This window comes from Noviherbaspirillum sp. FW303-A3 (genome assembly GCF_058788695.1).
In genome coordinates this window covers 137,103-151,907 of record NZ_JBYTAZ010000002.1, presented here as the reverse complement: position 1 = coordinate 151,907, position 14,805 = coordinate 137,103, and the positions used below count along the sequence as shown (strand labels likewise).

The following is a 14,805-nucleotide window of genomic DNA, read 5'->3' as shown; positions in this document are numbered from 1 at the left end:
TGCGAAACCCCCGGAGTCGAAGATCGATTTCGCGAGGCTCACAATCGTTGAGCGCGTCTGACAGTCACGCCGGCCAAACTCGCGCCGGCACCAACAACATCAGAGGCGAGCGTATGACCGCCCGGATGCGCGCGCAAGAACGGATTTGAACTGCGAGTGCCGGTGCTGCGACAAGCGGCGCCGGCATTTTGCTTTGATGGGAGAAGATTATGAATAGCGTCGCCAGTGGAGAAAAGAAGACCGAAGGCGCATCCCCGTTTGCTATCCCCACGGCTCACTCTGCGCTCGATTCCGCGCTGCGCGCTAAAGGGCTAGCCGGACGAGCCAAAGCCACCTTCGCAGAGCACCCCGAAATCAAGTCGGTATGCGACAACCTGGCGCGATACCTGTTGCGGATCGTGCCTACGGAGGACCAGAAGGACGTCTTGCTCGACCGTTGCATCGAAGCCGGTTTCAAGGAGTTGCAGCTGAATCCGGGGCAGGACGCGGTGCTGGCGTTCTGCCGCGGCGCGCTTGCTCCTGCCCACGAGATGTTGTACTGGGCGATCTTCATCAATAAGCGGTTCGACGGGGCGATCTGCTGGGATTGCGTCAGCATGCCTCTCCTCGACTGGATCACGGTCCACCTGAAGGAGCCACAGGTTGCCTTCCGCTCGGAGCTGCAGCACACCATCATTGAAGCACCCGCGTTCCGCGAAATCCTTGCTTTTAAAGTAATCCCCGCGAGTGCCATCCTCCGCCTGAACAGCCGGTTCGGCGAAATCATCAACGACCCCTCCGCCGTAAATTGAATTACGCAAAAACTTAGGTAGTTTGAAGGCGTATGCGGAGTGATGGGGAAATCCTGAAAGATGCCCATTTGGGACGTCTTACATACATTTTCGAGTCACACCTTTCGGCTATAGTCTGACCAACATTTGTGAGGTAGAACGCATGGCAAAGAAGATACCCAACCATATTGACGATCCGCAGCAGATCTTCATGTGGTCCGCCGACGAATTTATCCCTGTCGCAGGGCTGATGTCGATCGGATTCCTGATCGGCCAGTTGACACTGATGCTCGTCGGGATCTTCTTCATTCTCAAGGTGTACCGCCGGTACCGCGACGGCAACCCCAACGGCCACATCTTTCACTGGCTGTACTGGATCGGGCTTGTTTCGGGATCGAAGTCCCGCACGCTGAAGAACTCCTTCATTAGGAACTACATCCCATGAATTTCAAGAAGTTCTCTACAACCTGGAGTGGCTTGAAGGCTGAAAATAGCCTGTACCGGATGGTCCTTCCCGTGTTGGCATTTTCTCTGGCCGTCGCGGTGTGGGCTCTCGCGACCAAGAAGGAAACCGTAATCCTGGTACCGCCCACCATCTCCGAACAGATGGAGATCAGCACGAAGAAAGCGAGCGGCGGCTTTAAGAAGAGCTGGGGCCTGTTCATTGCGCAGCTCGCCGGTAACGTGACGCCCGGGAACGTTGACTTCGTGCGGGAATCGCTCAAGGAGATGCTCACCTCTGCGGCATGGCATGCAATCAACGAGAGCATTGCAACGCAAACCGACATCATCAAAGACGAGAACCTGACGATCCGCTTTGAGGCGCGCGACGTGTACTTCGAGGAGCAGACGGACAAGGTGTTTGTGACGGGTTCATCGACCATCACCGGCAGTGGTGGAAAGAGCATGAAGAAGAACCGCGTCTTCGAACTGCAGATCGCCATTGTCGGGTACTCGCCCAAGATCAAGTTCTTCGACAGCTACGAAGGCGACCCGCACACGCTCGAATACATTGAGCGTGAGGCGAAGCGCTTGAAGAAAACGCCGGCCGAGCTGCAGGCGGACCTGAATGCGGCGACCGCAGGCGCGGAGCGCAGTGAAAAAGAGGGCGAGTAAGGACTATGGCAAAGAGCACACTACTTTTGACGGCATTGCTCGTCGCCTCGGGCATCGTTAATGCACAGCAGACCCGATCGCTCGAAACGATCGACATTCCCGGCGTTACCTCGAATCCCGCCGCACAGCCGCCCGCACCGAAAGCTGCGAAGCCGGTCGTTGCCGCGCCAGCCGTAGAAATGCAGCCGGTCAAGCAAGTCGTCACCGCGCAGCCGGCGGTGGAGCCTTCTCCTCGCGCAGCAGTTAAACCTGCGGCACCCAAGGCCGAACCGGTGACCCCACCCGCCGTGGCCGAGAAGCCGCCGGTACGCAAGGGTGGTGGCGTCGGCGTTATGGCGGCGCCTGGCACAGTGGTAAAACAGAAGCCGGGCGGCGGTCAAATTGTTACCACGACCATTGGCGGTGACGGGAAGGACGTCGGTGAGCAGCTGGCGCCGGTGGGCTTCGGTATGCCATCACGTTCGGGCGTTTCGGCCGAGCCGGTCAACCAGCCATCCATTCCCGAGCCGATGCGCGACCTGCTGGCCTCGCCGACGTTCCAGCAAAAACTTCTCGCCGGCGCGATGGCCAATGAGAAGCGCCGCCTGGAGGGCGCGCAGGCCAACGGCCAGAACGCCGCCCCGGTGGCTGAGCCGACAGCCCTGTCGGTGATTCCCGGTGTCGTCGAGGTGGTGCCGATTTCCAAGGGATACCTGAACCGGATTGTGACGCCGTTTGAGAATCCCCGCGTCTACACCATCAACCCGATCGACACCAAGGTAGACGCAAACGTCGTCTATGTGGCGACGGATTCGGACACGCCGATCGGCGTGTACATTCAGGACAATACCGAAGGCGCTGACGACACTGCAATTTCGCTGTCGCTGACGCCGCAGGACATTCCGCCGCGCGAACTTCGTTTGCGCCTGTCTGGCCGCAGTGGCGGCGGCGGGTTCGCTTCGAAGAATGCCGAGAAATGGGAGACGGGCCAGCCGTACGTGGTGACAATCAAGGAGGTCATGAAGGCTTTGGCGCTCAACCAGCTTCCGCAGGGATATAGCCTGTCCGGCCCGGGGAACGTGCCGTACCGCTGCGACATTCCCGGATTCGCAATGCGGCTGGCGCAAATGGTGGATGGCCACAATTTCCGCATCGCGATCTATGCAGTGCGCAACGTGAGCTCGTACACAAGGGAGATTACCGAGCAGGCGTGTTACCGGCGCGGTGTCGCGGCCGTCGCCGCGTGGCCCTCGGCGATCCTCGAGCCCAATCAAGAGACAGAGCTGTACGTGGCGATGAAGCCGAACATCGAGGAAGAGGTCAAGCCCACCCACACACGTCCGTCTGTCATCAATAGCCAGAGGTAAGTCATGCTGACAAAAGCGAAAGAGTATTTCGGGACGCTGACGCCGGCGGCGAAGAAAAAGACGGTCATTTTCTCTGCAGTGGTGGTTTTCCTTGCCGTGATCACCAGCCTGGTCGTGCTTGGTGAAAGTTCCACCACGCCCTCAAGGCCGACGAACACGAAGGCGAAGCGCGACAAGAAGGTCAATTACGACGTTTTTACCGGAACGGATACCAAGCATCTGTCGAATGATGCGATGGCGGCTAAGCTGAAGCGCCTTGAAGAAGAAGTGGTGCAGCTGCGAACGGCGCGCGGCAATGCCGTCGACCCGAAGGAAAAACGCGATGTCACTCCCGACATTCCGCCCTTTGCAGGCGGGCAGGATGACGTCCCCGCGCCGCGCGGCGGCGGTCCGGAGCAGTTCCTTCCGAAAGACATGGAACCTGCCGCGGACTCTGGCAAGCCGGTGGTTGACACCAAAGACTCGGAGCTGATCGAGAAAATCAAGCGCCAGCAAGAAGCAAAGCGTGGGGCGCCGAATGGCAGCGTCACCCGGAGCGCGGAGAAACCGAAGAAGGTCGTGGCGCCGGTGGTCGAGGAGCCCGAAGAAGATCCGCTCGATGCGATCGCGCGCAACAGTGGACCCGCCGGTGGTGGTGTCGTCGCAGGGGGTACTGCACCGAAATCTCAAGGCGGCGGGTCGCGCATCATGGTGTTTGATGAGGAAGGGCAGGCGCGCAATGGGCCCAGCCAACCCGGAACACCGGGCGCTGCTGTGCCTGGCGGCACGCAGGTCGGTGGCCGAGTTGCGCCGAAGGGCAAGGAAAAGAAGGAGAAGCCGAATCTGACTCTGCCGGCCGGCTCCATCCTTTCCGGCACGATGGTCACCGGTATGGACGCGCCGACCTCCGCGCATTCGCGCAAGGATCCGTTCCCGTCGCTGCTGAGGATCAAGCACGAGGCGATTTTGCCCAACCGGTTCCGCATGGACCTCAAAGAGTGCTTCATCATCGCCGCGGGCTACGGCGACATGGCATCGGAACGGGCGTACCTCCGCAGCGAGGCTGTGAGCTGTGTAACGCAGGACGGCGAGATCGTGGAGTCCGGACTCGACGCCTACGCGGTCGGCGAAGACGGCAAGACCGGCGTGCGCGGCCGACTTGTACAAAAGACGGGCAGCATCATTGGCAAGGCGCTGCTGAGCGGTTTCTTGAGCGGCATCACGAATTCGCTCAAGCCCGCGAAGATCCCGGCGATCACGCTGAATCCGTCGGGCTCTATCGAGACTCAGCGTCCGACGCCGGACCAGGTCATCGAGGAGTCGGCGCTTGGGGGTATCTCCAGCGCAGCGTCGGAGATCTCCAAGTATTACATCGACATGAGCAAGAACATCTTCCCCGTGATCGAGGTTGACGCTGGACGCAGTATCGACTTTATCGTCACGCGATCTGCCCGGCTTCAGACGCAGCAGCAAAAGCCCAAGCAAGGACGGCAGGGCGGAATGGGCCAGAACCTGAACGGTATGGTCGATGACGCCGTAAATGCCGGGCAGAACATGCTGAACAACGCAAAAGGGGTGGCAGGCGATGTTGCTAACCAGGTCGGCAATTCGGCGAACCGCTTTTTCCAGAACCCGATTAGCCGATAAGAAACAAGGACCGAAATGAAAAACCTCTGGATGGGCTTCGCAGCCCTCGCTCTAGCGGCGTCCCAAGCCGCGATCGCGCAGCAGCCGGAACAGGAAGTCGTGATCGTCAATCAGGCAGCGCCGACACAGGTTGCCGCTCCGGCCGTGAAAGCATCCGCCGCAGCAGCAAAGGCGCCCGCCGTCGAGGCGGCAAAGCCGGGACAGACCGAAGAAGAACTGGCGAGCAGCAAGATGGTTGAGCAGATCCGCAGCCGCATGCGCAAAATCGACGGAATGAAAAAGATCCCTGGCACCAACATGGCGATCGTCGAAGCGGGTGACTTGACCTTGATGGTGTCTGACAACGGTCGTTTCATCGTCGGCAGCTTCCGCATGGTCGACATGTGGAACGGCAAGGTAATTACCAATATTGCTGATCTCGAAGGGATCGATAAGGTGAACCTTCGCAAGATCAACGCCAATCCCGACGATCTGGGCGCATTCACCGTGGGGACGGGAGCGAAAGAAGTGGTGATGTTCGTCGATCCGCTTTGCCCGCATTGCCACGATCTGATGAAGCAGATTCCCTCTCTCTCGTCGGAGTACACCTTCAAGATCGTCCTCTTGCCGATCCTCGGCGCGCAGTCCGGTGAGTGGGCGAAGAAGCTCGTTTGCACCAAGGACAAGACGGCAGCAGTCAAAGCGCTGATTGACGACCAGCTGGAAAACGCAAAGCTGGTGACGGAGAAGTGCGACACCTCCGCTCTGGCGAAGGCGGTGGTCGTCGCCCGGGTACTCGGCGTCGAGTCCGTGCCGTACACCATCACCCCGAAGTTCAACGTTATTCGCGGCGCGGTGAAGGACCTTGGCGCGGCGCTTCGAAGCAAATAAGGAGTTACCGATGTCGATCAATAAACTGACTGTCATGGCCGTGCTTGCCTGCGGCGTCTTGAGCGGGTGCGCCAGCACCTTTGGCATCGGCGCGCAGGAATTTGGCTGTAAGGGCCTTCCGGAAGGCACCCGTTGCATGAGCGCGAAGGAAGTGTACGCGGCGACGGAACATGCGGACCGCATCACGAACGGGGGATTTGTCGAGGGAAAGTCTGCGCTGCAGACCGCTGGCGGTAAGGTGGCCGACGGTGCTGCAGCCCCCAACGCATCACTTCGCGCAGATCCTGTTCCCGCGATTGACCGTCCCGTGCCGATCCGCACCCAGGCGCAGGTGATGCGTATCTGGATCTCGCCCTGGGAAGATAAGGAAGGCGATCTTCATGCTTCCGAGTTCGTCTACACGGAAGTTGTCGCCCGTAAGTGGAACGTTGGCGAGATGCAGATCATGACAGGGAATGGGGCGCTCAGCCCCCTGACGGGTAACGGACCCGGCAAAGTAACCGTCAAATCGCCCCTTAGCGTCAACAAATAATTCCATTGCTGTTCTGGACGCCGCGCCAAACGCGCGCGGCTCGTCCCCCACTGTCTGAAGAGTCGAGGTCACCACAATGAGTTCCGCAGCCATTCAAGCCATCATCAATCGCGAGACGCCGGCGCAACTGATCCCTGTGCTGGCCTACGACAAGGATGCCGGGCTCTATTACACCGAAGACGGCTACCTTAGCTTCTGCTTCGTCAGCAATCCGATGCTGTATGGAAGTGATGATATTGCGGACAAGATCAATGTGCTGCTCTGCGCCGGTTTCCCGGCCCATTCGTTCCTGTCCTTCATGCAGTACTCCAGCCCCGACATCAGCCAGTTCACGATGAGCGTGCGCAATATGCGCGCCGCCTTCCTCTCGAACCCGAACAATGATCCTACCGGCGTTCTGCAGGAATCGTTGGACGCGAAGCTGGACATGTTCGAGAAGTCTGTCGCGAAACCGATCGAGAACCGGAACAAGACCCGCGTGCGCGACATTATCGTCATGGTATCGGGCAAGATCCCCTGCACGAACTTCGGTCAGCCGACGGAGAGTGACTATGCGCAAGCAAAGGATCTCTGTATCTCGTTGAAGCAGAGCCTGGAGTCGGTGGGTATGCCGTCGGTGCAAGTGCCGCCGCAATACTACATTCACTTCATGGGGTCGGTCCTCAACTGGGGCGAGAACGCGGAGTGGAAGAGTCCGGAAACAGCGTACGAGTATGACGAGGACACGTTCATCCGCGATCAAATCTTCGATCTGGAGTCGAAGATTGACATCGATCGCAAAGGCCTGTTCGTTGGCAAGAAACGCGTCTCCGCACTTTCGCCGAAGCGCCTGCCCGACTATATGTCTCTGGCGGCAGCTCACGCTCTGCTCGGGGATCCGCGCACCGGCAATAAGGGCATCCGGCACAACTTCATCGCGTGCATGAACATCTACTTCCCGGAATTCCACTCCGAGAAGGCCGCGCTTGAAAACCAGCGCAATTTCGTGGCTTACCAAGCGTTTGGACCGATGCTGCAGTTCGTACCGCGCATCGGTTTGAAGAAGCAGTCCTTCGACGAATTGTTTGACGCCATCGGCAAGGGCGACACGGTTGTGAAGGTCTGCCCGTACTTCCTGCTGTTTACCGACAGCGAGAACGAGGCCAATGAAGCGGTCTCGAACATGATCAGCTACTACCGCGAGATCGGATATCAGCTGCAGGAGGATAAGTTCATCACGCTGCCGATGCTGGTGAATGCGCTTCCAATGTGCCAGGACAAGGAAGTCGTCAAGCTGCTGTTCCGGTATCACACGGTCGCCACTTCGCATGCTGCCCAACTTATGCCCATCGTCGGCGACTGGAAAGGCACGGGCAATCCGGCGATGTCGTTCATCTCCCGCAATGGTCAGGTGATGGGGATCGACCTGTTCGACTCGAATACCAACTACAACCTCACCATCTGCGCGGCCTCGGGTTCGGGCAAATCGTTCCTCACGAACGAGATCATTACCTCCTATCTGAACATGGGCGCACAGATTTGGGTGATCGACGTCGGCCGCAGTTACTTGAAGCTTGCGAAGGGGCTGGACGGCGACTTCGTTGAGTTCACTAAGGAAGCGAATATCTGCATCAACCCGTTCCCGTTGGTCAAGGACTACAACGAAGAAGCGGATATGTTGACAGGCATTATCGTCGCGATGGCGTCTCCGACAGATAAGGTGTCGGACTTCCAGTATGCGCGCCTGCGAAACGTGCTTCGCGCCTGCTTTGATGAGTATGGCAGCGACCTGACGATTGACGTCGTGGCCCGCGCGTTGAAAGAGGAAGACGATCAGCGCGTGCGCGATCTCGGCGAGCAGCTGTATCCGTTTACGAGCGGTGGCGAGTACGGGCGGTTCTTCAATGGCCCGAACAACGTCACCTTCAAGAACGCCTTCACGGTGCTCGAACTCGAGGAACTGAAGTCGCGTAAGCACCTGCAGGCTGTCGTGCTGCTTCAGCTGATCTTCCAGATTCAGCAGGCGATGTTCCTCGGTGCGCGCGACCGTCGCAAACTGCTCATCGTGGACGAGGCCTGGGACCTGTTGACGTCGGGCGGCGACATGTCGAAGTTCATGGAAAACGGATACCGTCGTTTCCGAAAATACGGAGCGGCGGGTATTACGGTAACGCAGTCCCTCAACGACCTCTATGCCAATCCTTCGGGAGTGGCGATTGCAGAGAATAGTGCCCACATCTTTATGTTGGGGCAGCGTGCTGAGACAATCGATGCGATCAAGGAATCGAAACGTCTGTCGCTTTCTGACGGCGTGCTCGAACTGATCAAGACGGTCAACACGGTTAAGGGCGTGTACTCCGAAATCTTCTTCTACACCGGTAACGGTGCGGGCATCGGCAGATTGATTGTCGACCGTTTCTCGCAACTGCTGTATTCGACGCACCCGGACGAAGTCGCGGCCATCATGGCGCGCATGGATCGCGGAATGAACATCAAGGAAGCGATCACCGACGTGATCGCGCATGAACGTACAAAGGAAGTAGCATGAACAAATTCGTGATCGCAGGGCTCTTCGTTGCAAACAGCGTGGTCTCGGCAGGACTGGCCTATCTCGCCTTCAAAAAAGCGGCCGACCTGCCAGCGGCGCCTCAGGTCGCCCTGGTCGATATCAGCGCCATCGTGAAGACAGTAAATCCGAGCGATCCGGCCTCGAAAGAGCGGGCGAAGACAAAAATCGACGCGATCAAGGAACAGGCGAAGCAGCTCGCGTCGATGGGCGTGATTGTTCTTGACGCAAGCATGGTGATCGAGGCGCCGGAGGAGGCGTATATCGGGATCAAGCCGGAAGACAAGGGGAACTGAAATGGCGGCACAAACGAGTGTTGCCCGCGCATGGGCAAAAGACATCACTCCGGCAAATATTGCCGGCTTCCTGCGGCTGGTCTTGATTCACGCGCGGCGCATGTGGCCGGCGTATATCTTTGCTGCCGCTACCGTCTATCTCTTCAACGAGAACTATCAGTTTGGCTACAACCGTACGCCGAGCTTGCCCAACACCTTCTTTCTCGTTCATGTGAATGAACCGGTGAAGAAGGGCGATTACATTGCCTTCCGGTGGAACGGCGGGTATCCCTACAAGAAGGGGCAGGTGTTCGTGAAAATCGTCGCCGGTGTGGAGGGCGATGTGGTGACGCTGAAGGATAGAGAGTTCTCGATTGGCGGAACGGTTGTTGGCGTGGCAAAAACCCATGGATTGCGCGGCCAGGAGTTGGAAGCGTCGCCCGCAGGGAAGATCGGGCCGAATCAATATTACGTTCAAGCGCCGCACAAGGATTCGCTGGACAGCCGGTACTCGATGTTGGGCCTTGTCAATCAACGTGATGTGATTGGACGCGCATATGCAATTTTCTAAAGTCATGCTCGCGATCGCGGTTGCGGTAGCCGCGGTCACCACGGTCGCGACGGCGCAACAGCCTGGGGTGGCATCCAAAGCGCAGGACCTGAGCGATCAGTCTTGGATCAAACGGTCGCAGCAGATCGTGCGGGACGCAGGGAGCGTCGAGGTGCCGGACTGGTTGATGCCGAAGAACAAGATTCAGGCGTATGAGCAGGACGCCAAGGCGATCTACCAGCAAGGCGCTCAGATCGCCGGAAAAGCGGTGACCGGAAAAGACGTGCAGGCGCCGGACCCGCTCGCGGAGGACGCTCCACAGGTGCCCGAGGACGGCCGCGTAACAATTTTCGCATCGCTGGCGATCCCAGAGAAGGAACTGCGCGACCTCGTGCGTGAGGCGACGATGCACGCCGACAAGGCCGTAATCGTGTTTCGCGGCGTAGAGCGCGGCAAGTCCATCGATGCCCTGATTGCCAAGATCACCAAATACATACCGGAGGACGTGAATGCCGTCCCCAACATTGAAATCGACCCGAACCAGTTCAAGCGACTGAAAGTAGGCGTGGTGCCGTACATCTCGTACGCAAAGAACGGCAACGAGTATCAAGCCCGCGGCATCTATGGCGTGGACTGGATCCTGAGACGCTCAAACCACGGCGAAGATCCGTCGCAGGACTACGGCCGCCACGGTCCTGTGTATCAGATCAAGGAACCCGACATGGTGGAGGAGATGAAGCGCCGCTGGGCAGCTATGGACATGGAAAAAATCAAGTCGGACATGATCAAGGGCTTCTGGACCGACAAGATGAAGGACATGCCGTCACACCTTCCGGACGCGATTCACACGCAAGTGTTTGAGTTCGACCCGACGGTTGAGCTGACGATGGACATTCCTGACATGCAAGGGGGTTACCTGGCGCGCGCCGGTGATCGTATCAACCCGGCGCACTACGTGCCCCTCCAGGGCCGCTACATCTTCTTTAACGGGTCGAAGAAGAATCACCTCGAGGTAGCAAAACGCCTTGGGCAGGAGGCCTTGAAGAGCGGACATCCCCCCACTTACATCACTTCATCGGTAAACCCGAAGAATGGATGGGACGATTTCCAGCGCCAGGAGGACGTGCTGGACGCGCCCGTGACCGTCCTGGACAAAACGCTGGCTGAGCGCTTCAAGATCGAGCGCTTGCCTGCGATGCTTTATTACGAGAACGGTAAGGCATGGATCAAGGAGTACAACGTCTCTGAATTCCTTGCGAAGAAGGGTAAGTGATGCTCGCCAGGCTGATAATCATCGTTCTGCTGGCCGTCGCCGGCGTGGCTACCAAGCCTGCCATGGCAAGCGCGGTTTGCCCGAACTCGAACTTGCTCAGCGGTGCACTGATGAACAAGTTTTGCTGGTCTTGCATTTTCCCGATTCGCGTCGTCGGCGCTAAATTTGGATCAGGGAGCATCCCGGATGGTGCCCGTAACAGTGCGTTCTGCAAGTGCAAGAACCACATGGGCATCTATCAGTGGGGCTACTCCGTGGCCGGTTGGCTTCCAACGCGCCTGGTCGAGACCGTGCGGACGCCGTGGTGTTCCCCCGTGCTCGGGCAAACGCTGATGAATGCACCGCGTCTCATGGGTGGCCGAAAAAGCACCACCAACGACAATTCCGACAAGACGTTCTACCACACGCACTACGTAGCATTCCCGATCGCGTACATGCTGCAAATGCTGATCTCGGACAGCTGCTCTCAGGGCAATTTTATGACCATGGCCCACATGAGTTTCAGCGAGATCGATCCGACCAAGCAGCGTGATGAACTGGCGATGTGGTTCAACCCCATGAGCGTCGTATTTTCGACGCCTGCCGCTTATATCGCGGCGATGGCCGACTGTACAGCGTCCACGGCGGGGCGGCCACTGTCGGATCTGCCCGGCTGTATGGGATGCCTCGGTATGCTTACTCCGGGAGCCAACCACGTCAATTCGGCTGCAAGCCCTCCGTCCTATACCGCGTTGATGGCCGGGCGGGAGATCATGACGGCACATATGCGGGGCTTCGCCAAAAAGACCTACGGGAGCTCCGAGGCGATGTGTGGCGGGCAGTTCTGGCCAATCATCCCGAAGGAGCAGTACCGAATATCCCAGTTCTATCCGGTTCCGCAGGCAACCAAGCCTTGCTGCGATACGTTTGGCCAGTCGCCGATGACGTCTCGTGAGTTCCGCAACATTCCCGGCGTTGGCGAGGACTTCGTGTACATCGTTTTCCAGTACACAGAATGTTGCGCATATTGATTTCCGTTTGAGGCGTTCTATGAAAAAGAGTTTATTTCTTGCAGCTGCACTCCAAATTGTGGCGGCCAGCGCTACAGCAAGTGCAGACGTTCAAAGCGTGGTTGAAGCGCGATTGGGCATGAAGGTCGACACCGTCACGAAAACGGACCATCTGGGCCTTTACGAAGTGGTTGCGAACGGACAGATCATCTATACCGATGAAACGGCCTCCTCGTTCATTGTCGGGAATATCATCGACGGAAAGACGAAAGAGAACATCACCGGAAAGCGATCAATTGCGATCCTGCCGTTCGACCTGGCTGTGAAGCAGGTCCGCGGCAACGGGAAGAACACACTGGTTACGTTCGAAGACGTCAATTGCGGCTACTGCAAGCGGCTCGCCAAAGATTTGACGTCCTTGAAGGACACGACGATCTACACCTTCATGATTCCGATGCTCGGGGCCGACTCTACCGAGAAAACCAAGGGCATCTGGTGTGCACCGGATAAGGCAAAGGCCTGGAATGACTGGATGGTCGACGGTAAAGCGCCGCCGGCGGCGAAGAACTGCAATGCGCCGATCGCGAAGCTCACGGAGCTCGGGCAAAGGATGAAGGTCACCGGAACGCCGACGCTGTTCTTCATGAACGGGGACAGGGTTCCGGGCGCAGTACCGCTGCAACAGATTGAGCAACGACTTGCCGCGACCGCGAAGCAGAATCTCCAATAGAACAGAAAAAGCGCTCACCAACAGAGGCCAGATCCAGTGGATCTGGCCTTTTTTCATTTCAGAACGAGTTGCGGATCGCTGCAGTGAGTGAAAACAGACATGGTCAACCGCTGGGGCGCGAAAAAATCTGCGCTGCTCAATCAAACACACAGACTTGGTACGCGGTGCTTAAAAGCGTTGTACAACCGCATGGCATCAAGAGTGAGTGCGGCTCAACGGTATAGAGCGGAAAACGTGTGCAAGGAAGATCGTTTAAAAGGCCAAAAAGGGTAAGAAAGGACGAGAACCGTGCGCAACTCATTGAACGAAAAAGACTTTTAAAGAGCATGCGGCGAGCAAAGCTTGAAAGGTGACGAAATGAGGCGTTTTACAAAAGTCGCGTGCGGATTTTTCTCTCTATAGTTCGACCCATCGGCAGCGCGCGAACATAACGTGGCTGAAGACGATGACGGCAAATCTGCCGGTTACCCACCAAATCATTTGATAGGAGCATTCATGGCTAAAAAGATGAAAACCGCAGCTCTCGCCCTCGGTCTCGCACTGATCGTCCCGGGCCTCGCAATCGCCGGCACCGGCGGTACCGAATTCAACGACATCTACGATCTGCTCTCCGGCTGGGCCAAGGGCACGCTCGGTAAGGTGATCTCCCTGGCGATCTTCATGGTCGGTATCGCTGCAGGCATCGTGAAGCAGTCCGTCGTTGCAGCAGTCGCGGGCGTGGCCGGTGCCATGGTGATGTATTACGGCCCTGGCGTTATCGAAAACATCGTCACCGCTGTTATCTAATAACGGCTCCGCGATGTACGAACATAAAGGGAGCCGGTCCGGCTCCCTTTTTGTTTGTGTGCACGTGAAACAGGCGAAAGGTCGGGATCGATGGTGAAGGCTACAGTCATTAAGCTGCCTCAGAAGGGAGCGAAACGACCTGCAGCCAGCCGACGGCCACGAGCGGCTCTTTCACCGGATGAGGTGATCAAGGATGCACTGCGGGACAAGGCACTGAGGAAAGACGCCGAAATGCTGTTTCATCAGATGCCCTCGTTACTGCAGGTCTGTCAGCGCCTTGCATCACACTTCCTCGATGTAGTTCCGGCGGCGGCAGAAGATACAACGCCTTTGTTCCATAAGTGTCTCCAGCAGGCATTTGAGGATTGGGGGCAGCTTCAGCATACGCCGGTCACCATTGAGACAGAGATCAAACAGGTTCCGACCTTCATCGGCGGGCTTGTGCGGCACACGCATGAATTACTCGAGTGCGAGGTGCATGTGGTCGATGAGGAAGGCCACATCCGTTGGAATGCCCTGGAAACCCCGATGAGCGATTGGCTATCCACGCACTCGCATAAAGGGGATCTCAAGGTGTCGAAAAGAACCGGAACCGAGAACGAAGTCGATGCACGGATCATCCGAAAATGCATAGCATCGCGAATCCTGGGTCAGCATGATCTCATTGCAGTTGGAGGTAGGCTGGACAACCTCATCCGGCATATCGACGGTGAGGACGTGGTAGGGGTAAGGTAAATGACGTTCAAACGCTTTCTCTTTTGGTTTCTGATCTTGCTGGTTGAAACGGTCTTCGTGACGATCGTTCTGTCCAGCGATACGATTAAGAAAGCCGCCGTGGCGGAACGGGTGATGCTCGTGAAAACCTTCGGTGAAGAGATGGCGTTGGAAATCGTAGACCAAACCGACGCTACTTTTCGGGAGTGGTTCTATGACTCGGGGATGATCAATGGCTCCTACGCGGCATTCGTGCCAACGCAGGACGAGTTGAAAAACTCAAAGTCGCTCAAGGATATGGGCAAACCCGTATTCCAGGTTGTCAAAGAAAAGCTGCAGACCTTTTGGACCGCCGTCTACTACGGCACCCAGCGGTGGACGATCATGATGATGTGGGTGCCTTACCTCGTCCCATTCGTCATCGCTGTCGTAGTAGACGGTCTTTCTACCCGAAAGAAGAAGCAATTCAACTTCGAATACGCCAGTCCCGTGGTATTCGGGGCGATGTCCCATACCGTGCTCGGCCTGGCGGTATTCCCATTCCTCTATTTCCTGGTTCCTTTCCCAGTGACGCCTCTCGCGGCGCCTATCTGGATAGGGGCGTTCTGCCTTGCACTTTATTCAATGATCTCGCATACGCAGCAACTTGCATAAAGAAACGATGTAACGCGCCATTTTGGGGT

Annotated in this window: 16 protein-coding genes; all 16 read left to right on the top strand. The window is 57.5% G+C overall.

Annotated features, from left to right (window positions below; genetic code table 11):
- Nucleotides 1-209: 209 nt before the first annotated feature.
- The 16 genes from AC3WOY_RS26955 (at nucleotide 210) to AC3WOY_RS26880 (ending at nucleotide 14,776) form a co-directional block, all read left to right on the top strand.
- Nucleotides 210-791, top strand: a complete 582-nt coding sequence (locus AC3WOY_RS26955) for a hypothetical protein (protein WP_492429556.1) — start codon at nucleotides 210-212, stop codon at nucleotides 789-791.
- Between the two features lie 142 nt (nucleotides 792-933).
- Nucleotides 934-1,215, top strand: a complete 282-nt coding sequence (gene traL / locus AC3WOY_RS26950) for a type IV conjugative transfer system protein TraL (protein ID WP_492429555.1) — start codon at nucleotides 934-936, stop codon at nucleotides 1,213-1,215.
- Nucleotides 1,212-1,886: a TraE/TraK family type IV conjugative transfer system protein gene (locus AC3WOY_RS26945; protein ID WP_492429554.1), complete on the top strand. Its 675-nt coding sequence runs from the start codon at nucleotides 1,212-1,214 to the stop codon at nucleotides 1,884-1,886. The genes traL and AC3WOY_RS26945 overlap by 4 nt, the downstream gene beginning before the upstream one ends.
- 5 nt (nucleotides 1,887-1,891) lie before the next feature.
- A complete protein-coding gene (locus AC3WOY_RS26940) occupies nucleotides 1,892-3,232 on the top strand; it encodes a hypothetical protein (protein ID WP_492429553.1) in 1,341 nt (446 codons plus the stop codon).
- Nucleotides 3,233-3,235: 3 nt separating this feature from the next.
- Nucleotides 3,236-4,858: a TraB/VirB10 family protein gene (locus AC3WOY_RS26935; protein ID WP_492429552.1), complete on the top strand. Its 1,623-nt coding sequence runs from the start codon at nucleotides 3,236-3,238 to the stop codon at nucleotides 4,856-4,858.
- A 15-nt stretch (nucleotides 4,859-4,873) separates the two neighbouring features.
- On the top strand, nucleotides 4,874-5,728 hold the full coding sequence (locus tag AC3WOY_RS26930; RefSeq protein ID WP_492429551.1) for a thioredoxin fold domain-containing protein: 855 nt from the start codon (nucleotides 4,874-4,876) through the stop codon (nucleotides 5,726-5,728).
- A 10-nt stretch (nucleotides 5,729-5,738) separates the two neighbouring features.
- Nucleotides 5,739-6,260: a type IV conjugative transfer system lipoprotein TraV gene (gene traV, locus AC3WOY_RS26925; RefSeq protein WP_492429550.1), complete on the top strand. Its 522-nt coding sequence runs from the start codon at nucleotides 5,739-5,741 to the stop codon at nucleotides 6,258-6,260.
- Between the two features lie 76 nt (nucleotides 6,261-6,336).
- Nucleotides 6,337-8,787, top strand: a complete 2,451-nt coding sequence (traC, locus tag AC3WOY_RS26920; protein WP_492429549.1) for a type IV secretion system protein TraC — start codon at nucleotides 6,337-6,339, stop codon at nucleotides 8,785-8,787.
- A complete protein-coding gene (locus tag AC3WOY_RS26915; protein WP_492429548.1) occupies nucleotides 8,784-9,101 on the top strand; it encodes a hypothetical protein in 318 nt (105 codons plus the stop codon). The genes traC and AC3WOY_RS26915 overlap by 4 nt, the downstream gene beginning before the upstream one ends.
- 1 nt (nucleotide 9,102) lies before the next feature.
- Nucleotides 9,103-9,651, top strand: a complete 549-nt coding sequence (locus tag AC3WOY_RS26910) for a S26 family signal peptidase (RefSeq protein WP_492429547.1) — start codon at nucleotides 9,103-9,105, stop codon at nucleotides 9,649-9,651.
- The gene (locus tag AC3WOY_RS26905) at nucleotides 9,626-10,903 is read left to right on the top strand and encodes a TrbC family F-type conjugative pilus assembly protein (RefSeq protein WP_492429546.1); all 1,278 of its coding nucleotides are present in this window, start codon (nucleotides 9,626-9,628) and stop codon (nucleotides 10,901-10,903) included. Before AC3WOY_RS26910 ends, AC3WOY_RS26905 begins: the two co-directional genes overlap by 26 nt.
- Nucleotides 10,903-11,913, top strand: a complete 1,011-nt coding sequence (locus tag AC3WOY_RS26900; RefSeq protein WP_492429545.1) for a TraU family protein — start codon at nucleotides 10,903-10,905, stop codon at nucleotides 11,911-11,913. The genes AC3WOY_RS26905 and AC3WOY_RS26900 overlap by 1 nt, the downstream gene beginning before the upstream one ends.
- 19 nt (nucleotides 11,914-11,932) lie before the next feature.
- Nucleotides 11,933-12,622: a DsbC family protein gene (locus AC3WOY_RS26895; RefSeq protein WP_492429544.1), complete on the top strand. Its 690-nt coding sequence runs from the start codon at nucleotides 11,933-11,935 to the stop codon at nucleotides 12,620-12,622.
- Nucleotides 12,623-13,117: 495 nt separating this feature from the next.
- Nucleotides 13,118-13,408 carry a TraA family conjugative transfer protein gene (gene traA, locus AC3WOY_RS26890; RefSeq protein WP_492429543.1) on the top strand — a complete coding sequence of 97 codons (291 nt, stop codon included), beginning with the start codon at nucleotides 13,118-13,120 and terminating at the stop codon, nucleotides 13,406-13,408.
- Between the two features lie 183 nt (nucleotides 13,409-13,591).
- Nucleotides 13,592-14,143, top strand: coding sequence for a hypothetical protein (locus AC3WOY_RS26885; RefSeq protein WP_492429542.1), 552 nt, complete (start codon nucleotides 13,592-13,594; stop codon nucleotides 14,141-14,143).
- On the top strand, nucleotides 14,144-14,776 hold the full coding sequence (locus AC3WOY_RS26880; RefSeq protein ID WP_492429541.1) for an IncC plasmid conjugative DNA transfer DtrJ family protein: 633 nt from the start codon (nucleotides 14,144-14,146) through the stop codon (nucleotides 14,774-14,776).
- The last annotated feature ends 29 nt before the right edge of the window (nucleotides 14,777-14,805 follow it).